19 protein-coding genes are annotated in these 19,597 nt (G+C 46.1%); 8 read left to right on the forward strand and 11 right to left on the reverse strand.

Features of this window, described 5'->3' with window-relative positions; all coding sequences use genetic code 11:
- Positions 1–204 precede the first annotated feature (204 nt).
- The 8 genes from BKE30_RS01295 (at position 205) to BKE30_RS01330 (ending at position 8,909) form a co-directional block, all read left to right on the forward strand.
- Positions 205–3,039, forward strand: a complete 2,835-nt coding sequence (locus tag BKE30_RS01295) for a monovalent cation/H+ antiporter subunit A (protein ID WP_076876850.1) — start codon at positions 205–207, stop codon at positions 3,037–3,039.
- 28 nt (positions 3,040–3,067) lie between these two features.
- Entirely contained in the window at positions 3,068–3,445 is a 378-nt protein-coding gene (locus tag BKE30_RS01300) for a Na+/H+ antiporter subunit C (RefSeq protein ID WP_076876851.1), read from the forward strand.
- Positions 3,445–5,319, forward strand: a complete 1,875-nt coding sequence (locus tag BKE30_RS01305) for a monovalent cation/H+ antiporter subunit D (protein ID WP_076876852.1) — start codon at positions 3,445–3,447, stop codon at positions 5,317–5,319. The genes BKE30_RS01300 and BKE30_RS01305 overlap by 1 nt, the downstream gene beginning before the upstream one ends.
- Positions 5,309–5,914, forward strand: a complete 606-nt coding sequence (locus BKE30_RS01310) for a Na+/H+ antiporter subunit E (protein WP_076876853.1) — start codon at positions 5,309–5,311, stop codon at positions 5,912–5,914. The genes BKE30_RS01305 and BKE30_RS01310 overlap by 11 nt, the downstream gene beginning before the upstream one ends.
- Positions 5,904–6,185: a K+/H+ antiporter subunit F gene (locus tag BKE30_RS01315; protein ID WP_076876854.1), complete on the forward strand. Its 282-nt coding sequence runs from the start codon at positions 5,904–5,906 to the stop codon at positions 6,183–6,185. The genes BKE30_RS01310 and BKE30_RS01315 overlap by 11 nt, the downstream gene beginning before the upstream one ends.
- Before the next feature lie 40 nt (positions 6,186–6,225).
- Positions 6,226–6,591 carry a Na+/H+ antiporter subunit G gene (locus BKE30_RS01320; protein ID WP_076876855.1) on the forward strand — a complete coding sequence of 122 codons (366 nt, stop codon included), beginning with the start codon at positions 6,226–6,228 and terminating at the stop codon, positions 6,589–6,591.
- A 176-nt stretch (positions 6,592–6,767) separates the two neighbouring features.
- Positions 6,768–7,727 carry a lipase family alpha/beta hydrolase gene (locus BKE30_RS01325; protein ID WP_198938029.1) on the forward strand — a complete coding sequence of 320 codons (960 nt, stop codon included), beginning with the start codon at positions 6,768–6,770 and terminating at the stop codon, positions 7,725–7,727.
- Between the two features lie 126 nt (positions 7,728–7,853).
- Positions 7,854–8,909 (forward strand): lipase secretion chaperone, encoded by a 1,056-nt coding sequence (locus BKE30_RS01330; protein ID WP_076876856.1) that lies wholly within the window; start codon positions 7,854–7,856, stop codon positions 8,907–8,909.
- 80 nt (positions 8,910–8,989) lie between these two features.
- On the opposite strand, the gene rplS is transcribed toward BKE30_RS01330, so the two are convergent.
- The 11 genes from rplS to BKE30_RS01385 form a co-directional block, all read right to left on the reverse strand.
- Positions 8,990–9,367 carry a 50S ribosomal protein L19 gene (rplS, locus tag BKE30_RS01335; protein WP_076876857.1) on the reverse strand — a complete coding sequence of 126 codons (378 nt, stop codon included), beginning with the start codon at positions 9,365–9,367 and terminating at the stop codon, positions 8,990–8,992.
- Positions 9,368–9,567: 200 nt separating this feature from the next.
- A complete protein-coding gene (gene trmD / locus BKE30_RS01340; RefSeq protein WP_076876858.1) occupies positions 9,568–10,368 on the reverse strand; it encodes a tRNA (guanosine(37)-N1)-methyltransferase TrmD in 801 nt (266 codons plus the stop codon).
- A gap of 51 nt (positions 10,369–10,419) precedes the next feature.
- Positions 10,420–10,968 carry a ribosome maturation factor RimM gene (gene rimM, locus BKE30_RS01345; protein WP_076876859.1) on the reverse strand — a complete coding sequence of 183 codons (549 nt, stop codon included), beginning with the start codon at positions 10,966–10,968 and terminating at the stop codon, positions 10,420–10,422.
- Positions 10,969–10,990: 22 nt separating this feature from the next.
- Positions 10,991–11,260, reverse strand: a complete 270-nt coding sequence (gene rpsP / locus BKE30_RS01350) for a 30S ribosomal protein S16 (RefSeq protein ID WP_076876860.1) — start codon at positions 11,258–11,260, stop codon at positions 10,991–10,993.
- 135 nt (positions 11,261–11,395) lie between these two features.
- Positions 11,396–11,860, reverse strand: a complete 465-nt coding sequence (locus BKE30_RS01355; RefSeq protein WP_076876861.1) for a type IV pilin protein — start codon at positions 11,858–11,860, stop codon at positions 11,396–11,398.
- A complete protein-coding gene (locus BKE30_RS01360; protein WP_076876862.1) occupies positions 11,847–12,392 on the reverse strand; it encodes a type IV pilin protein in 546 nt (181 codons plus the stop codon). The genes BKE30_RS01355 and BKE30_RS01360 overlap by 14 nt, the downstream gene beginning before the upstream one ends.
- Positions 12,393–12,413: 21 nt before the next feature.
- Positions 12,414–16,628, reverse strand: a complete 4,215-nt coding sequence (locus BKE30_RS01365) for a pilus assembly protein (protein ID WP_406564647.1) — start codon at positions 16,626–16,628, stop codon at positions 12,414–12,416.
- Between the two features lie 18 nt (positions 16,629–16,646).
- Entirely contained in the window at positions 16,647–17,471 is an 825-nt protein-coding gene (locus BKE30_RS01370; RefSeq protein WP_076876864.1) for a pilus assembly PilX family protein, read from the reverse strand.
- Positions 17,472–17,473: 2 nt separating this feature from the next.
- Positions 17,474–18,523, reverse strand: a complete 1,050-nt coding sequence (locus tag BKE30_RS01375; protein ID WP_076876865.1) for a PilW family protein — start codon at positions 18,521–18,523, stop codon at positions 17,474–17,476.
- A 1-nt stretch (position 18,524) separates the two neighbouring features.
- A complete protein-coding gene (gene pilV, locus BKE30_RS01380) occupies positions 18,525–19,046 on the reverse strand; it encodes a type IV pilus modification protein PilV (RefSeq protein ID WP_076876866.1) in 522 nt (173 codons plus the stop codon).
- Positions 19,046–19,495, reverse strand: a complete 450-nt coding sequence (locus tag BKE30_RS01385; RefSeq protein WP_076876867.1) for a GspH/FimT family pseudopilin — start codon at positions 19,493–19,495, stop codon at positions 19,046–19,048. Before BKE30_RS01385 ends, pilV begins: the two co-directional genes overlap by 1 nt.
- Positions 19,496–19,597: the final 102 nt, after the last annotated feature.

Consider the following 19,597-nt stretch of genomic DNA (forward strand, 5'->3'; position numbering starts at 1 on the left):
TAACCCTTAAGTGTGCATTAATTTTTATTCAGTATACTTTATTGGCTGTTTTTTTGACGTAAACCTTTTGACTACGTCAGTTGTTTTGTCCATTGCAATGTTTTCGGGTACAGCTATCTGCTGATACTGCTATGATTCAATGCTTAGGGTTAATTTATTGTGATATCAGCCAGATATCCTTTTTACTAAAAATGGAAACTTGCCGTGTTGCTACTGATTGTCCTGCTGCCTCTGCTTTTGGGAACGCCATTAACCTGGTGGCTGGCGCGGATTGACAGGCTTTATAGTTGCATTGCAGCCTGTGCCATTAGTCTTGGCTGTTTTGGCAGCTTGCTGGTGCTTGCCCTTACGCACGGTCTGGAACAGCCCCTGTTGCAGCAATGGCAGTGGCTGCCGGAAATTGGCCTGAACTTAAGCTTCCGGCTGGATGGACTGGCGCTAATTTTTGGCATGCTGATTTCAGGTATTGGTACCCTGATTTTTATTTATGCCTGGTATTACCTGAGCCGCAAAAACTCGCTGGGTAAGCTGTATAGCCTGCTTATGCTGTTTATGTCCGCCATGCTGGGCATTGTGCTGTCCAATAACTTACTGATACTGCTGATTTTTTGGGAACTCACCAGTATTTCATCGTTCCTGCTGGTAGGTTACTGGCAAAACTACGAAGTGGCGCAAAAAGGCGCACAAATGGCATTGACCATTACCGGATTTGGCGGGCTTGCCATACTCGGTGGCTTTGTCCTGCTCGGTTATATTGGCGGCACGTATGAGCTGGATGTTTTGCTGGGAATGCGCCAGCAATTGCAGGCCAGTCCTTATTTTGTTCCGGCCCTGCTGCTGATTTTACTGGGTGCATTTACCAAAAGTGCGCAATTCCCCTTTCATAGCTGGCTACCCAATGCCATGGCTGCGCCAACGCCGGTGTCCGGTTATTTGCACTCTGCCACCATGGTTAAGGCCGGGATTTTCCTGCTGGCGCGTCTGTTTCCCATTTTTGCAGGTTCGCTGTGGTTTCATGGGATTGTGACCACGGTTGGTCTGCTTACGTTTTGTTTTGCGGCTTTTCTGGCCATTTTTCAGCATGATCTTAAGGGCCTGCTGGCTTACTCGACCATTAGCCATCTGGGCTTGATTGTCTGCCTGCTGGGTTTAGGGTCACCTCTGGCCATTGCTGCGGCTATTTTTCATGTGCTGAACCATGCGTCTTTCAAGGCTGCCCTGTTTATGATTGCCGGGATCATTGACCATGAGGCAGGCACGCGTGATCTACGCAAGCTGGGCGGGCTGTGGGCGCTTATGCCTTTTACCGGCACCCTGTCCATGATTGCAGCGGCGGCCATGGCAGGTGTGCCGCTCACCAATGGATTTTTGTCCAAGGAAATGTTCCTGACCGAAACCGTGGCTTTAGCTGGCAGCACCTGGCTGTTACTGGTGCCCATGCTGGCAACCCTGGCCAGCCTGTTTGCCGTGGCTTATTCGGTACGCTTTGTGCACAATACCTTTTTTGGTGGCGCGTTAAACCAGAAAATTGCCAACCAGCAAGCGCATGAACCTGCCTTGGGGATGCGCGCACCCATTATTCTGTTGTGCTGTATTTGTGTGCTGGTGGGTGTTTTACCTGCGTTTTTTGCTGAAAGCATTATTCATCTGGGTGCCAATGCCATACTGGGCTATGTTCCCGCACATCCAGCGCACCTAAAGCTATGGCATGGCTTTAACCTGCCACTGATCATGAGCCTTGTGGCACTGATTGGCGGAACCCTGCTGTATTTGCTGCTGGTGCGACAACACAATATTTTAAAAATAAACACCAACCAGTGGTTTGGCCGTTTTACTGGTGAAAACCTGCTGGACTGGACGCTGGAAAACAGTGTCAAAGCCGCACGCCGCTTTACCAATTATCTGGAAAATGGTTCGTTGCAGCGTTACCTAATGCTCATTGTGGTGTCTACCATGGTGATGACACTGGCCCCTCTATGGGGACAAAACCTGTCTACAGGTAGCCGATTGCTGAATTATGCCACCTGGCCTGCCATTATCCTGTGGGTTTTACTGATTATTTCCTGCCTGATGCTGCTGTATTTCCACCATGAACGTATCAAGGCTGTGCTGCTGGTAGGGGCAGTCGGGCTGGTCGCCAGCTTATGTTTTATTGCCCTGTCTGCGCCGGATCTGGCCTTAACCCAGCTCTCGGTTGATGTGGTCACTACCGTGCTGCTACTGATGGGTTTATCACTATTACCACAACTGTCGCCCTATGAATCCAGCCGTACCCGGCACTGGCGTGATGTGGTGTTAGCCATACTGGGCGGCTCCGGGATTGCATGGCTGGCGTGGCTGATCATGACCCGTGACCACCAGTCCATTTCATGGTTCTTTATGCAGGAATCCCTGCCCAAAGGCGGTGGCAGCAATGTCGTGAATGTAATTCTGGTAGATTTCCGTGGCTTTGATACCTTTGGTGAAATCTGTGTGCTGGCTATTGCTGCTGTGGGTGCACTGGTCATGATGGATGGCATGCGCGCGCATGGAGCTATTGCCACACCGGGCTTAACCCTGCGCTTTCATCCGTCTCCACTGATGCTGCGTATGACCGCCTCATGGGTATTGCCCATTGCATTGGTATATAGCCTGTATATTTTGCTCCGTGGACACAATTTGCCGGGTGGCGGCTTCATTGCCGGTCTGATTACGGCCATTGCACTGGTGATTCAATACATTGCGGTAGGACAGGAACAGGCTGAAAAACTGATTCATGCCCGTGATGGACGCCTGTATGAGTGCTGGATTGGTGGCGGACTAAGTCTGGCAGGCCTGACAGGTCTGGGCGCCTTGTTGTGGGGCCGGCCATTTTTAACCAGTGCTTATTTTTATCTGGACGTTCCCATTCTGGGTAAACTGCCAATGGCTTCTGCCATGCTGTTTGACATTGGGGTATTTTTTACAGTGGTAGGTTCTACCCTGCTGCTGATTTCCGTGCTGGGCGATTCACGGCATTCCACCATGGCAGGCCCTGTGCTACCGGAGAAACCCCAATGAAAAAACCAACAGTACAGGATGACTCATTATGATTAGTCTGGAGTTTCTGGTGGCAACCGGAATTGGTGTGGTGACTGCCTCAGCTATTTATTTGCTGCTGCGTGGTCGCACTTTTCCGGTGATTCTGGGTTTATCGCTACTGGGTTATGCGGTCAATATATTTATTTTTAGCATGGGCCGCCTAAAAACCGATGCCGCGCCCATTCTGGTGAATACCACCCAAAGTACCGACCCACTGCCTCAGGCGCTGGTGCTGACTGCTATTGTGATTGGTTTTGCCACCACTGCCTTTGTGGTGCAGCTGGCCTTGCGCAGTCGCCATGAAAGTGGCAGTGACCATGTGGATGCTGCCATTCCGGAGCAGGCACCGCAGACCATTCAAAACAAAGTTAGGGATATGCCTTAATGTTTGAGGCCATGATTGATTTCTGGCGTTTGCATACGCCTATTTTTTCTATTTTATTGCCAGCATTTGCAGCTTTTAGCCTTATTCTGGTGGGCTATCCCAGCCTTGACTCCAATAAGCATAAACATCGCCTGCGTACCAGCCGGATTATTGGACTGGCTACTACAGCGCTGGGTTTTTTACTGGCGGTTAACCTGCTGGTACAAGCCGATCAGGGTGTCATTAAAAGTTACTACCTGGGGGAATGGGCTGCCCCATTTGGCATTGCCCTGGTGCTTGACCGTCTGTCTGCCCTGATGATCATGCTAACTTATGGCCTGGCCTTGCCGGTGCTATGGTATGCCACTGGCGGCTGGGACCAGAAAGGGCGCTACTTCCATGCCATGTTCCAGTTCCAGCTAATGGGACTGTGTGGTGCTTTTTTAACGGGTGACCTGTTTAACCTATTTGTATTTTTTGAAATCCTGCTGCTGGCCTCTTATGTGTTGCTGCTACATGGACAGGGCCGTATCCGTTTTCGCATGGGGGTGCATTATGTGGTGCTCAACCTCACCGCTTCCGCCATTTTCCTGATTGGCCTTGCCGTGGTGTATGGCAATGTCGGTAGCCTGAACATGGCCGATGTGGCGCGCCTGCTTCCAGCACTCGGCAGTGACCAGTTTGCCATGGCGCAAGCCGCTGGCATGATTTTGCTGGTGGTTTTTGCCATTAAGGCGGCTATTGTGCCGTTATCCTTCTGGCTGCCCAATACCTATGCAGCAGCCTCACCACCCGTTATGGCACTGTTTGCCATTATGACCAAAGTTGGGGTCTACGCTATCCTGCGGGTCAATGGCACTATATTTGCTGCCGCCACAGTAGATGCCAGCCAGCAACTGATGAGCTGGCTATTGCCCATTGCACTGGTGTCCAGCATTATTGGCATTATTGGCGCACTGGCAGCCCATACCCTGCGCCGGCTGGTCAGCTATATGCTGCTGTCGTCCGTGGGAACTATCTTAATTGGTATTGCCCTGCCCAGTGTTGCGGCATGGTCAGCTGCCCTGTTTTATTTAATTCACAGTACATTGGTGGTGGCTGCCTTTTATTTGCTGGTGGAATGGATCAGCTACCAGCGCAGTGCGGTTGAAGACACCCTGCATCCGGCCATTGCTGTGCAGCAGCCCGTATTGCTGGGTATTTGCACTATCGTCGTAATGATGATGATTGCTGGCCTGCCACCCTTTACCGGATTTTTAGGCAAAATCATGCTGTTGCGCAGTGCAGCCGAGCTGCCGGGTACTTTCTGGATATTCCTAACCGTATTGCTGGTCAGTTTTATCAGTCTGTTGGCGCTAGTCCGGGTCGGGATTATTATTTTCTGGCGGGTAGAACCACCCAATGACCTTGTTCAGTCACAGTACCTGTTGCCGGATCGGGTGATTCCGCACCGTTTGCCGGTTGCATTTTTTAGCCTGCTCGGTGTGCTGTTGTTACTGATGATTTTTGCCTCACCCGTACGCCAGTACACCACCGCAACCGCCCTGCAACTTCAGGATGCGCCAGCCTACCAGAAGGCCATATTGCAATATGATGCCAGCAACCAGCCCATCAGTCGGCGTCCGTTTGACCCGTCCTATCTGCCTTATGTTAAAAATACCCAGTCCACGGCGGTCACTGATAATCTGGAACAGGATGAGGTTATTGAAGACCCGGCACTTGTTGATCAGGCCCGGCAAATTGAACCACCTGCTACAAATCCGGCTGTGGCTTCCCCTCAGGCAACCACTGGTGTGCCCAATGCACCCATGCCACAAAACCAGTCCACCGTGCCTGAATTACCCAAGCAGGTCATCTCTGAAATAAAACCAGTGAGGACTCCCGATGCGCCCTGACAGTGTCTGGCCCGACCGCTTTCATCGCCTGTTTCCGCACCCGTTTTTATCATTTGTTCTGGGTGCTAGCTGGCTTATGCTCATGCACAGCGTGGAAACTGCGCACCTGTTACTGGCCTTACTGGTAGCCATTATTTTCCCCAAGCTTAGCCAGTACTTTATCCAGCCTGCTGAACCGGTACACTGGCCTAGCGCAATCCGGCTGTTGCTGGTGGTGTTATGGGACATTATGGTGGCCAATATCCGGGTGGCCATACAGGTGCTGGGGCCGTTGCACAAGCTGCATCCCAAATGGATTCGGGTGCCACTGGACACAACGCATCCTAAGGTCAATACCTTGCTGGCGCTCATTATTACTACTACGCCGGGTACTGTATCTGCCGGACTGGAAGAAGACCAGAATAATATTCTGGTGCATGCTTTGAGTACTGATGACCCTAATGCAGTTATTGATGAAATCAAGCAGCGTTATGAGCAGCCATTAATCAGGATATTTAATGTCCAGCCCAGTGACATGACTACTAAACCATTCAGCAACCTCACCAAAACAGCTCCTATCACCAAGCCAGAAGGAGAACCACAGCATGACCATTGACTGGCTAACGCTGGCCCTGCAAATCAGTCTTGGTGCCGTTAGTTTTGCCATTGCCTTGTGTACGTGGCGCTTGCTGATTGGCCCATCGGTAGTGGATCGCCTGCTGGCACTGGATACCCTGTTTTTAAATGCCACCGCGCTCATTGTGATTCTGGGCATGTACTGGCATAGTTTTATTTATTTTGAAGCAGCCCTACTGGTCGCCATGCTGGGATTTGTATCTACTGCCGCGCTGGCTCGTTACTTCACCACCGGCCACATTATTGATTAAGTTTTTTATTCAATAACATGTTAGTTATCAGGAGCCAGACATGAATCATATACTGGAAATTCTTGCCATTGTTTGTGTGCTGACAGCCTCGCTGTTTCTGGTAATTGGTGCAGTGGGCCTGTTTCGCCTGCCCGACCTGTTTATGCGCCTGCATGCACCTACCAAATCTTCCACACTGGGTCTGGGTGGTGTACTGATTGCCTCAATTTTGCTGTCTATTACCTTTGGACGTTTTGGCATGGCTGAAATCCTGATCAGCCTGCTGGCCTTCATTACCGCGCCGGTTTCCGCCAACCTGATGGCGCAAGCAGCCATTCACCTTAATCTACGCTCACAAAGCGGTGATGTTCCCGAAGCCATTGACCGTCCCCTGCCATGGCAGCGCCCCCGCGAGTCCGAAGAATAATTTTTATACTGGTCACTACTCTTATAATTTGATCAAAAATGCGACAGCGTTCCCATTATGTCGCGCCAGTCATCCTCCACAGTTCGTCCTCATTTTTAAAAAGCATAATATTTAACCGGCCTTAAGTAAAACTAATAAGGTTCTCAGGACAATTTTAATAATGAGGAACGGCAATGATGCTGAAAAGTAAACTAATCACCGGTCTGGTCGGCTTAACACTGCTGGGTAGCAGCTCTGCCTTTGCAGCCGTACAGACAACCCCGACCAACACCAAAGCCACCTACGCCAAAACCAAATACCCGATTGTATTCAACCACGGCATGTTTGGCTTTACCCGTCTGGGCGTGCCTGAGTTTGGTCTGGACTATTTTTACCGTGTATTGCCTGATCTGGCCAGTAACGGGGCAACCGTTTATGCCACCCAGGTTTCCCCCCTCAACAGTACCGAAGTGCGTGGCGAACAACTGGTACGACAGGTTGAAGAAGTGCTGGCCATTACGGGTGCCAAAAAAGTCAATCTGATTGGTCATAGCCATGGCGGCCCAACTACCCGTTATGCAGCGGGCGTCATTCCGTCCAAAATTGCTTCAGTCACCACAGTTGCAGGGGTCAATAAAGGCTCTAAGGTAGCTGACTTACTGTTGTCTACCGGCGTTGGTGCGACCGTCGTGTCAGCCTTTGTGGAAGCCACGCTGGTGCCTGTCATGAACTGGGCACAGGGCAAGCCCAACCTGCCAACCAACATGAATGCTTCATTAAAAAGTCTGAGCACTCAAGGCGCACTGACCTTTAACAAGCGCTTTCCAAATGGCATCCCAACCACTGAGTGCGGACAAGGCACAGCAGTAACCAATGGCATTTATAACTACTCATGGACAGGCAACAAGACCGTAACCAACGTGCTTGACCCCGACACCATCGTTGTGGGCCTTGCTGGTTTAGCTTTTGGTTTTACAGATAATGATGGTCTGGTTGGCACCTGTAGCGCGCATTTTGGCAAGGTCATTCGTGATGATTACGCCCATAATCATTTGGACGAAGTAAACCAGATTCTGGGCTTACGTGGCCTGTTTAGTCCGGATCCGGTTGAGCTGTATCGCCAGCACGCCAACCGCCTGAAACTGGCCGGACTATAAACCTGCCATTACGTCCATAAATTGTTTTCAGGGCGTACTTCCATCAACTGCATTTCCGGTTTCCTCAGTATTAGGCTTTACTGGAAATGCAGTCCTGCATTATTTTCTGCTTATTAAAATCGGCTAATGAAAAAAAAATATCTCCTTGCAACCACGCTAGTCGTTGTACTGGCAATCGCGGTAACTAGCCTGATCCTCTGGCTTAAACCGGACAATCCCTCCACGCTTTCCGCACATGACGTACCGTTTACCACACAAAGCCATGCCCAACAAACCACAAGCCTACAAGACCCGGTGGCTGTCAAAATCAGTAGCCCTACTGAAGCAGCAGAGGGATTATCGGCCTCATTGCAGGACACTGAACTGGACTGCGCACTAGAAGCAACATCGGCAGGCCAACTGGTTTTGAATGTCAATATTCGCCGTTGTTTTGAATATTTTTTAACCCAGATTGGCGAAAAACCACTCACTGCCATTGATCAACAAGTTAAACAGTACATCAGCCAAAACCTGCCAGACAGTGCAGCAACACAGGCTACCGATCTTTGGCAACGTTACCTGAAATACCGTGAAGCGGAAGGCAAACTGCAAAATAGCGGGGCCAATACTGACCCTGATCATTTGCAGCGCGTGCTAAATCAGTTAATCCAGTTGCGTCAGCAGTATTTTAACCCGGCAGAACTAAATGCCCTGTTCGGTGATGAAATCACCTATAACCAGTACACCATTGACCGCCTGAGCATTCTTGATAATAAAGCCCTGAGTGCCGCGCAAAAAGCCCAGCAACTCAAACAACGTTTTGCTCAATTGCCACAGGATTTACAAAAAAACCTGCAAGATATGAGCAAGCTGCAAGACTTACGGGCATTAACCCAGCAAATCAGGCAAAAAAATGGCAGCAAGGCCGAATTGCAGCAAATGCGTGAACAACTGGTGGGCCATGAAGCGGCCGAGCGGCTAGATCAGCTAGACCAGTCACGGGCCAGCTGGCAAAACCGGGTACAGGATTATCTCAGTCAGCGTCAGAGCATTTTAAACAGCAATCAGGCTGCCGAAGACAAGCAGCAGGCTATTACTGCATTGCGTGAGCGTCAGTTCAGTAATGAAGCTGAACGCCAGCGTGCAGTGACGTATGAACATTTTAAGGATCAGGGCACTAACATCAGCGAACTACTGCAATAACAGTAAAACCAGTATGGCACACCGTAATTTAAAGCCATAAAAAAACGCACATCAGTGCGTTTTTTATGCGGAACTGTTGCTTATTGAGCAGCAGTTTTGCGAGCTGGTAACTTCTCACGGATACGTGCAGATTTACCTGAACGATCACGCAGATAGTACAGCTTGGCACGGCGTACATCACCACGACGTTTCACTTCAATGTTGGCCACAACTGGAGAGTGAGTCTGGAACACACGCTCAACACCAACACCGCTAGAAATTTTACGTACAGTGAATGCAGAGTTTAAACCGCGGTTTTTAATCGCAATAACCACGCCTTCAAAAGCCTGTAAACGCTCACGGTCACCTTCTTTTACTTTAACCTGAACAACAACAGTGTCGCCGGGTGCAAAAGCAGGGATATTGGATTTCAGCTGAGCAGTTTCTACAGCTTGAACTAAAGGATGCTTGCCACTCATGGTGGATACTCCTGATATGTGGTCAACCTGAGTCAAAAGCAGGTTTGACACACTGGGGACAGAGGCTAAGGCGCATATCTCCCGTTATGGTTTACCTTTGGAACCATACAATTATGGGCCAAAAGCGCTTTACAAATAACCGATTAATCCTCGGTCAGAACAACAATTTTTCAATTGCTGCAATTCTTTGCCACTCGGGCTTAACTATCGTCTTGCGCTTGGGCAGATGAAGGACATTGTCCTGCAAGACGAAGTGACTCTGATTTTTTCTCACTCATCAACCATTTTTTTTGCTGGCGCGTCAGTTGCACACCTTCAAGCAATTCAGGTCGACGAGCCTGTGTACGCTGATAGCGCTGCAAAAAACGCCATTTTTCAATATTCAAGTGATGGCCCGTTTTTAAAACTGCCGGCACTGCTATACCATTAAACACATCAGGTTTGGTGTAATGCGGACAATCCAGCAAACCATCCACAAAGGAATCCTGCTCTGCCGACTGATTATCGGTCATCACATCAGGCAAGCGCCGGATCATACTGTCCAGCATTACCATGGCAGGCAATTCACCACCTGTTAGGACATAATCACCAATTGACCATTCCTGATCAACATACTGCTCAATGATGCGCTCATCTATGCCTTCATAGCGACCGCACAATACAATCAGGCCATCATACTGAACCAGCTGTTTAACACCTGATTCGTTAAGCGTCTTGCCCTGCGGTGACATATACACCACTGGAACTTCTGGATAGCCTGCGTCTGCTGCCTTGGCCTTGGCATGCAATATGGCTTTTTCTAGCGGCTCAGGCAGCATTACCATACCCGGCCCACCACCAAATGGCCGATCATCCACCCGGTGATAATTATCTATCGTAAAATCGCGTGGATTAACGCAGCTAAACTGAACCTGACCGCGCTTAATAGCACGTCCGGTAATTCCGGATTCAGTCATGGCATCAAACATATCAGGGAATAAAGTAATGACTGCAAGCCACATCGCAACATTATCCCTTAACGATTAAAAGCAGCTACCATTGGCAGCTTAGGCTTAATAATCTGCACCCCAGTTAACCCGCATCTGCCGTGCTTCCAGATCAATATCCTGCACCACATCTACATGCCACGGAATCATGCGCTCATCGCCATCAACACTATCAGCGGTAGCACGTACCACCATCACATCATTGGCACCAGTTTCAAACAACTCGGCAATCTGACCCAGATTCACCGACTTCCCCGCTTCATCAGTACCCAGCACAGTAAGTCCCACCAGATCGGCCCAGTAAAACTCATCCAGCCCCGGCTTGGGCAATTGTGACTTGGATATCCAGATGTTCACTCCGGTTAACTGCTCAGCAGCATTACGGTCTGCAACATCTTTTAGTAAAACAACCAGACCCTTGCCTTGCGTGCGCCAGCGCTTCACATCTACTGTTTTCCAGCCAGTGGGTGTTTCAATCCACCATGGCAGGTAATTAAACAGATTGGCCATGGGATCCGTATTGGAATACACCCATAGCCAGCCCTGAATACCATACGCAGCACGCAACTGCCCAATGTGAATGCGGTCAGCCGGTGGTTGCGGTATCGTATTCATGACTTAAACAATCTGCTGAAAATTAAGCAGCAGGCTGTACATTACTTTGCGCTTTAGCACTTTGTGCAGCAATGGATGCTACCCGCTCAGATGCTTGTGCACCTTGGCTTACCCAGTAGCTGTAACGCTCAGTGTTTAAACGGATTTTTTCAGCATTACCTTGTGCGGTTGGGTTATAAAAACCAATACGCTCAATAAAACGGCCATCACGCGCATTGCGACTATCAGTCACAACGATTTGATAGAATGGACGCTTTTTGGCACCGCCACGGGCTAAACGAATTACAACCATGATACACCTTTATGATTCTTACGGATCTTCACCCTGCCCGACCACCGAACAGTCTTTAGACCCCTTTCAAGAGGGCGGTATTTTACTTGATTAAGAGCTAAATAGGAAGAAATTTAATCAATAGGGTGAAGTTATTTATCGATCAGACCAGTCTGAAGTAGCCGATAAACTACAACTGTTAATTCCTTTTGCCCAATATTTTTGCAGCTGATCGTTTAAACATATCCATCCATTACCAGCTTGAGCAGTATTAGAAATGGGCTTAGCTATTAATTTCCACGTGTTAACATTTGCATCTGATGCAGTTAGTAGCTTATCGGCATTATCTGTAAGAGTTATACTGTACAATGCAGTACCTTGATTCGGTATAACAGTGCCTCCATATACATTTGCAGAAGTTCTATTTGCATAGTTACCATTAGCCATTTTATAATTAGAAAGCGTTCTTGCGATTTGTAGCATTTCCCCTTGCGCATTTGTACGTTGTGTTCTAATGGAATACTGCTTATACGAAGGATATGCGATTGCAGCCAATATACCGATGATTATAACAACGATCATCAGCTCTATAAGCGTAAAACCTTTATTACCATATTTCATAGGTACCACCTGCGCCGCAGCTACTGTAGCCACTAATTGCGTTTTTGGTCATACACCTCACCCCATCACTGGTCATTAATAAATTATAATTTTGCACTTGCATACCATTAGCACTTTTAGTCGCTTTAATAGCCCACTTTTTAGCCCTTGGTTTTATATCAGAAGATGGAGGAAAGGTAGGAGCTACGCAGGCTGCATTATATAAAACACCTGCGGTTGATGTACTCGTATCAAATAGGCTTAAAGTGTACTGAACGCTACTAGCACTAGCCCCTAAAGGCAAATCTTTAGTAGTTTGACCTGCTGTACCGCCATAAATATCAGCTAAATCAAAGCAAGCATAGCTAAAGTTTTTACCTTTATGTCGCTCTAATTGCTCTGCTAGCTTCAGCATTTCTTGTTGGGCTGTTGAAACGGCAGCTCTACGCCCGTAGACTTGATAGCTAGGCAGAGCAATTGCTGCCAAGATAGCAACAATCATCACAACTATCATCAGCTCTACTAACGTAAACCCAGTACACTTACTTTTCATAATCTACCCCCCCTTAAACCCTTAAGAACTCGTGTATTTTTCATACCATCGAGTTGGGTTTAATTTCCGAGTACATTGCCACTCACCCACTCCACTTTCATTGCCAGCAAGTGTTAGTCTTCCACAACTATCTGGACTACCTGAAGTGTCTTTCTTAGGCACTAATGCAACACCACGAATTCCAGAACCCAAAGTATTGTCATTACATTCAGTGACACCTACTGGGCATTTGGCCGTATCAATAGTAGTTAAGAAGCCAGTTTTAAGCTCAGCAGTAGTATTTGTAGTACCGTTGGTATTTAAGCAAACACCAAATGGTAAGCAATACAACTGTCTATCTGTCTCGCCTACCACCCTTGGCAAACATGAGTTGGATGGTGTAATACCTGTTCCTTGCGGATCATAAACAGGAACAATCAAATTACCAGTTAATGCAATCGGCTCTTCAAATGCTTTCATTCCGCCTTTAATACGGAAACTATTATCGGCTCGTTCAGTACCATCACTTTTGCTAGACAAAGAACGATACCAGCCATCTTTCCCCGTACCAGAAGACGGAAAAAATGTACTTATTACACTTCCGCTAGCAATGGTCTGAGGATCTTTCTGGAATGTCGATAATGTCTTATCTCGTGTAATTAATGAAGTGTCTGCAATTGTCATCAAATCTTTATTGATAAAATCACGATCTATAATACCGTATACATTATTCACCAACCGGTCATTGAGTGCTACTGCTGGACTCATGCCATCGCGCCCTATAATAGGAAAAACGTCTAATGGTGTACTACGATTACCAGAGGCAATACCCACCACAATAAAAGTTTTGCCTGCTTGATCATGAATAGTAACTGTTGGTGCTTCATAAAAACGTGGGTTTTTACCATCTGTAAGAGCTGCACCCGCGTCGGTTGTTGCTAGGTTAGCTAGCCGAGCCACCCTTACGCCAAATGAACTATAACTACTACCAGTCTTTGTCTGATTATTATTTAAATCAGCGCGGAATACCTGCCCACCCAGATCACCAAAATAAAGATGATCAATTAAGCCATCAGCATTTCGATCTAATGCGCTAATACGACTAACCACACTATGTTTCATATTAGCATTATTACTATCAGCACCTGAATCACTAGCCCACCACAAACGTGCACCAGTTTTTGCATCAATAATATATACCGCATTGCCTTTAGCAGCACTGGTAGTAGCACAAGTAGTACCACTTCCTGATGCAGCTAACGTAAAAGTTGGACTTTCATAGCAAGTGTCATAACCACCACCAACAATCATTACACGTTTAATAGCACCGTTGTAGCGAATATTAGCCAATACGGGTTTAGACCAACTTTGACCCATCCGACTAAAATCCGACTGATCGGACCCAGCTCTAAATAAAAGTTTAGGGCTAGAGGGATCAAGTACATCTAATCCGTAATAACTATTACCACCCATGCGCAAGCCACCATAGACATTCATTTGACGAGCTGTAATAGAATTACCAGTACTACTTACTTTGTAGGCAGGATCTGCCACCCAAGCACCATCCACCCCAGCTGTTGGGGATAGTAAATCTTCTTCACCTTTAACCAATGCTTTGGATGCAACTTCATTTCTCAATATCTCTGATGGAACAAAAACCATTTGCTCTACACCTGTATCACCGTTCACAATATGTAAGCCACCTTCCATACTGCCGTATAGTACTGATTGATCACGGGTAGCAGTTAAGTCTCCATTAGCGTCCAATGTTCCAGAGTAAGTCAGTTGCACAGGGAAAGAGTGGACACTACCACCCATAGCAAGATGGGGTGCATCTGGTGTAACTAGTGAAGATGGCAAAGCAGTTGCTGTGCTATCAAGCGGTACGCTATAACCTAAGTAATTAAGTATTTTTTGCTTAGCTAACAAAGGGAAATCTTTAAGTGTCGTTTGACCAGTTGCCGCATTTAACTTACTAAGAATATAAGCTCCGACACCTGTCGTTGGTACTGGACCTTCAGGAATACGTAAAAGTGAATTATTATTAGACATTGCACCTAACGTAGCGCCATCTGTTGAAGCTACATCGGTAAATAGAGAGCGGATGGCATCTGGATTGCTTAGCACGGTATATTTTGGTGGCTTTGTTGTTAAATCTTGAGTTTGACCAAGCACTGGCATAGGTACTTTTGAGTAAACACCACCAAGTTGAGTAATACCCCCATCATCATATGCACTGGTATTCCACATGTCTTTAGTGGATTGTACAAAAGCGCCTTTACTATTATAAATTAAGCTTTTATTTTTATCACCAAAGGCACCAGCATTAGTCCCATCCAAAAGAACCTGATATTTCTTCAAATTACCTAACCATATGAGCTTAGCATTGGCTGGATTAGGCTCTAATGCACGTAAATAACCATACGGCTGAAAGCCGTTAGAAGTTAGTGGATCTACGGGAACAGAAATTGCACCTGTGGTTAAAGGCTCTAATGGCGCTACGCCTAAATTGTTAATAAAAGCGATCACGCTATCAGTGACACCAGCAGCAGTTTGTGCTGTAAAAAAGCCGCCATTACCATAGCCAGGATTTGCTACTGCATTTGTACCCTGATTAGGAGAACAGGCATCATCACTGGTACGATCACTTTGAGTCCTAGACGTTAATTTACAGGCATTTTTTACATCATCCCCTGCCAAGTCAGAGAAATCACCACCAAAACCAACAAATGCAGTCTGGATGGGAACATTCATGGGATTGGTTGCATTTGCAGCAACGCTTTGAATTTCCCCACCATTAAATAATTTTTTGGCGTAGTTACTCATACAGTGCCAATCTGAATCGCTCGTCAATGCGCCAGATGCAGAACAGCTAAAAGTTGTGCTATTGAGACTGGCATTCATGACTGAATTCAGCGTTGAATCATCTTTTTCAGTAGGTACACCATCCGATAAGATATATACACCCTGACCATCACAACTGACACGATCTGCAGCCGCTGGTAGAGGCGAAGAATAACTTAATAAATCTGTTTTTTTAGATGTTGAGACTGAGTCCTTAAAGCCGCTATAGCTGTTTGTGCCTAAAATCGTTTTATCTTCATAAACACACCCCCCTCCACTCGCACCACTCACTGTGCATGCAGTATAAGCTGAAGTTGTCGGATTAGTTGTTGAAGCACTGCTCCATGAGGTACAACCACTTGTGTCATAAGCCGTACAACTTCTATAATTAAGCGTTGTTGAAGTTGTATCGACATTTCTATAATAATAACGAGGATTATTACCACCGTCATTATCCATATTTGTGATGTTATTAATCGTATTATTATCTGTGATTTCGGTCGTTGAAGTACAAGCAGAGGTGCTTGTTACACCAGCTCCATCGGCTCTACATTGATAAAACCTACGATTACTTTGATTACCAGTTCGACGATAAAAATAAGTTTGTGTTGAGATTGTTGGATAATATCTAATATACATTGGGATACTGACTGTACTTGAACCGACTGTCGATGTCCCCATCAAATAAGCGGCTGCTTCGGTGTATGCAGCAGCAGTAGGTGTACCACCTATGGCTACTAAACCCATTGCTGCAGTTTTTAGCGCATTTCGTTGTGTTGAGCCGATTGCACCTAAGGCACTCGCAGGCACCAAAATTTTCCCTGCATTACCATCGCCATCTACAGAATAATGACCTAAACCGACCCGAGCATTTACCAAGGTGGAGTTATCACTATCTAAAAATGCGAACAGACCGTCTTTTAAGCGTGTGATTCGGTCATAACAGCGATAAATTCTTCCTGTTGTACCCACTTTTTCACAACCTGAGGTTGTATTTTTTACTTTAGCAGGTACATCTGCGACACTACTTTTATTCACATAGGTGAATCGCAGCATATATGGCAGATTTGTACCCGTCACTTTATAAGTTGTGTTATCACTAAGTCCTGTAAGGGCATCAAGGATTTGCACCCTAGTTCCTGACCCATTAGCTGTTACACTTGTTCCTGTAGCTGAAGTTGAATTACCACCAACGTCATAATCTGCAGAAATATAGTTCATCGAACCTGATGTATCCAACATCATCACAATGGTTTTTTTACCTGCCGTAGGTACCGCATAAATTTGCATATCACTGGCTTGCACGACAGATGAGGCAATCAGTAGTGTTCCAGTAAATGCCCATGCAAAAGATGCAGCCAATTTCACGCGTTGCAAGCGCATCATTGGGAACAATTTATTTTCATTTTCCATCATATTTCTCCCAATAACCTATAGTGCTTGCGTTTGAGTTCGTAATTCAACCAAGTTTATTTCCTGCATCTGGCTATTTACAGGTACTCCATATCCAGCCAAGCAGTCTGCCATCGTCTTTTTACCCACCGTCGCTTTATCAGTATTATCATTGATATAGCCAACAGCAGTTGCTGAGCCAATACAATCTTCTTGAATAACGCTTAAAGATGCTGAAGCATAGGCTGGTAAAATTGCAGTAGTCGTAACACGAATACGTTGCTGTGACGTTTTGGTCGCTGCGCTAGAGCCCGAGCTAACATCAGTATCTCGAACTAAATAAGCACCTGGTGCCGCATCAGCATCAGCATCCGTTGGAATTGTAATTGCAATTTGAGTAACTACTGCTTCGCGACCACTTCCAAAGTCTTTTTCCAAGTTACAGAACCCGGTACGATTACTTTGTGTTGAATCTATAGTAGCTTTTGTATCTCTTACTGCATTGCTAGCAGGTGGTACTAGTACTGTTGTGTCAACTAATGCGCCTAGTTTTTTGGAAGATGTGGGTTTATAGCAAAAAATATATTCTTTACCCGGATCGGTTTCATGCTCTTTAATCGCAGCGCCTACAGCACCACTAAAATCCAAAATATTGGATAAATTTGTAGTGTTTAATATTTGGTTATTTGGTGTATCGCCTGTTTGTAATAATAATTGTCCAATTTGGCTATTCGTTGCAACATTAAGCGAAGTCATTGCAACACGAATAGCTAGTACACCAACCATGGTAATAATCAATAAGACAAACAATACCATGATTAAAGTGGCGCCTTGTTGACCTTTTTGCCTAATTAGTTTAGCCATGTTTATAGCACCTCTCCTAAGCCGTTTCTTAGCGCGATTGTCACTGTATAAACATGGCGTGCGTAGCGAGTAGTGGTGTCAGCTGGTGTGACTGTGTCACCTAAAATATCAAAAGTTTTTGTTAGATCAAGTGACGGATTTTGAGTGTTATCTAAAGACCTAATCAATATTCCCATTTTCACCAAAACGATTCGTGGTGGAATAGTGGCAGTTTTTGCTGGCTGCGGAGTGGCACCACCTGTGGCAGCGGCAACCCGTCTTGCCTCTGTAGCAGCTGCTCTATACTGATTCACTGTATAATAGGAAAGATTTCCATTAGGATCCTTAGCACCTAATAAGAACTTTAAATGATCTGCCCTAGGAATCACCACTTGTCCAGCATCGCCAAATCCAGTCAGGGTTGTAGGTTGTGCTGTGGCTGTGGCATTTGGCGTGTTAGCATCACATGCAACTACATAATCAGTGGTTGAAGAAGTATCAGGTCGCATAAAATAACGCTGCACCACCAAATCTCCCTCCAAAACATTCACGCCTTCGCAATTTGTCATATTTGTGGGTGCAACAAATTGAATGGTAAGTTGGTCACTCACTGCATCAGCACTACCTATTTTTACTTTTGATAACCCAAGCCACTCATTAGCAGTCGCACTTACTGCTTCTCCAGTACCCACACTATGTGTCAGCAAACCTGAAGATATAAAGGGAGCGGCAGCAGGAATGGGTAAGTTTGCATTTGTCACAGTCGACGTTCTGGCGGTTAATACGATTCCACCCCATAAAGTTTGATCATTTAAAGCTGGGTTGCTTAAGTTACCTTGATTTGCCAAGCGAATATCACGCGCAATATATTCTAAGCCAAATAACCCACTATCTTGAAGCTCGGAATTTGCCTGTTGAACGCGCGTACTAATCAGTCCGCCTGTAAACAGCTGAATTGCTGCTGCAGTCACAATTAAACCTAATGTAATTGATACCATTAACTCTATAAGCGTAAAACCAGCCTGTTTTTTCATTGTGGCGCTTATTATTTTTACACCATGATTATTATTCATTTTAATAAGCCTCCATCATAATGCATTTTGCTTGAGACTTATAAACACCTGCCACAGACATACAGTTTGTATAATCTGTTGCAGTAATAGTGGTATCCCCCCAAGCTCCAAACACACATTGCCGCTTGACACTGGCACTGCCAACACCCGGGCAATCGGTCATTGTCATTGTCATACCTACCACATAAGCTGACTTGGCAGCTTGATAAGCTTCATAATTAACAAATTGCGTAGCAGTACATAAAGAATTGGCACAGCTGGTAGGTGCTGAAGTGGCATTCGTATAATTCACATAAGAATTTACAGCTGCAGGATATAATGCTTGTCCTGCTACATTAGCCCTAATGCTTTCGGTTAAGCTACGCATCACTAATAATGCCTGCGAACGAGTCATCGCCTCACTAGAAGCTTCCACTGCTCTTAACTGTAAAGCCGCATAGCCTATTACACCAATTGCCAAAAGCAAAAGTGCCACTAAAACCTCAACCAACCCTACGCCTTTTTGTTTAATTAAAATATTCATTAGCAAGAACCCCCTGTACCCAAAGTCACACTGCCCATTCTTGAAAGCTTTATAGTTTTTGGAGTGGGAATTCTCGAATTACAAATGACAAAATCGGTATCTGTAAATGGTGTATTCAATGCCGTATTTTTCATGGTTCCATTTGCCATAAACACGAGAGAAGGAATAGTAGTTGGAGCCTTAAGTGTATTATTTGCTGATGGCTTCCAATAATAATTAGTATCAGTGTTCGCTGTATCACTGTTTAATGTCACGGTAACCTCCTGCCTTAAAAGTGCAGCCTGACTTCTGGCAAGCGTTAATGTTTCAGCAAGTTCACGTGTTGTTTTATTTAACTGCTGTTTAGCGATCAAATTACTCATCGATGGGGCAGCAATCATCGCTAAAATGGCAACTACAGCAATCGTGACCATTAATTCAACTAGCGTAAAGCCTCGACTACTCTGCATACCTACCACCTTATCAAGCCCATGTTCATCCTGAACACTTCTCTATAGTTTAGATTAAGCAGGTAAAGTACATAACACAAGCAGTAGGCGACTGACGCCTAT

Source organism: Alkanindiges hydrocarboniclasticus, assembly GCF_001982605.1.
Classification (GTDB): Bacteria; Pseudomonadota; Gammaproteobacteria; order Pseudomonadales; family Moraxellaceae; genus Alkanindiges; species Alkanindiges hydrocarboniclasticus.

Excerpts from the sequence above, each read along its gene's own strand:
- BKE30_RS01300 (WP_076876851.1), top strand. The coding sequence starts at position 3,068 with ATGATTAGTCTGGAGTTTCTGGTGGCAACCGGAATTGGTGTGGTGACT.
- BKE30_RS01305 (WP_076876852.1), top strand. The coding sequence starts at position 3,445 with ATGTTTGAGGCCATGATTGATTTCTGGCGTTTGCATACGCCTATTTTT.
- BKE30_RS01310 (WP_076876853.1), top strand. The coding sequence starts at position 5,309 with ATGCGCCCTGACAGTGTCTGGCCCGACCGCTTTCATCGCCTGTTTCCG.
- BKE30_RS01315 (WP_076876854.1), top strand. The coding sequence starts at position 5,904 with ATGACCATTGACTGGCTAACGCTGGCCCTGCAAATCAGTCTTGGTGCC.
- BKE30_RS01320 (WP_076876855.1), top strand. The coding sequence starts at position 6,226 with ATGAATCATATACTGGAAATTCTTGCCATTGTTTGTGTGCTGACAGCC.
- BKE30_RS01325 (WP_198938029.1), top strand. The coding sequence starts at position 6,768 with ATGCTGAAAAGTAAACTAATCACCGGTCTGGTCGGCTTAACACTGCTG.
- BKE30_RS01330 (WP_076876856.1), top strand. The coding sequence starts at position 7,854 with ATGAAAAAAAAATATCTCCTTGCAACCACGCTAGTCGTTGTACTGGCA.
- rplS (WP_076876857.1), bottom strand. The coding sequence starts at position 9,367 with ATGAGTGGCAAGCATCCTTTAGTTCAAGCTGTAGAAACTGCTCAGCTG.
- trmD (WP_076876858.1), bottom strand. The coding sequence starts at position 10,368 with ATGTGGCTTGCAGTCATTACTTTATTCCCTGATATGTTTGATGCCATG.
- rimM (WP_076876859.1), bottom strand. The coding sequence starts at position 10,968 with ATGAATACGATACCGCAACCACCGGCTGACCGCATTCACATTGGGCAG.
- rpsP (WP_076876860.1), bottom strand. The coding sequence starts at position 11,260 with ATGGTTGTAATTCGTTTAGCCCGTGGCGGTGCCAAAAAGCGTCCATTC.
- BKE30_RS01355 (WP_076876861.1), bottom strand. The coding sequence starts at position 11,860 with ATGAAATATGGTAATAAAGGTTTTACGCTTATAGAGCTGATGATCGTT.
- BKE30_RS01360 (WP_076876862.1), bottom strand. The coding sequence starts at position 12,392 with ATGAAAAGTAAGTGTACTGGGTTTACGTTAGTAGAGCTGATGATAGTT.
- BKE30_RS01365 (WP_406564647.1), bottom strand. The coding sequence starts at position 16,628 with ATGGAAAATGAAAATAAATTGTTCCCAATGATGCGCTTGCAACGCGTG.
- BKE30_RS01370 (WP_076876864.1), bottom strand. The coding sequence starts at position 17,471 with ATGGCTAAACTAATTAGGCAAAAAGGTCAACAAGGCGCCACTTTAATC.
- BKE30_RS01375 (WP_076876865.1), bottom strand. The coding sequence starts at position 18,523 with ATGAATAATAATCATGGTGTAAAAATAATAAGCGCCACAATGAAAAAA.
- pilV (WP_076876866.1), bottom strand. The coding sequence starts at position 19,046 with ATGAATATTTTAATTAAACAAAAAGGCGTAGGGTTGGTTGAGGTTTTA.
- BKE30_RS01385 (WP_076876867.1), bottom strand. The coding sequence starts at position 19,495 with ATGCAGAGTAGTCGAGGCTTTACGCTAGTTGAATTAATGGTCACGATT.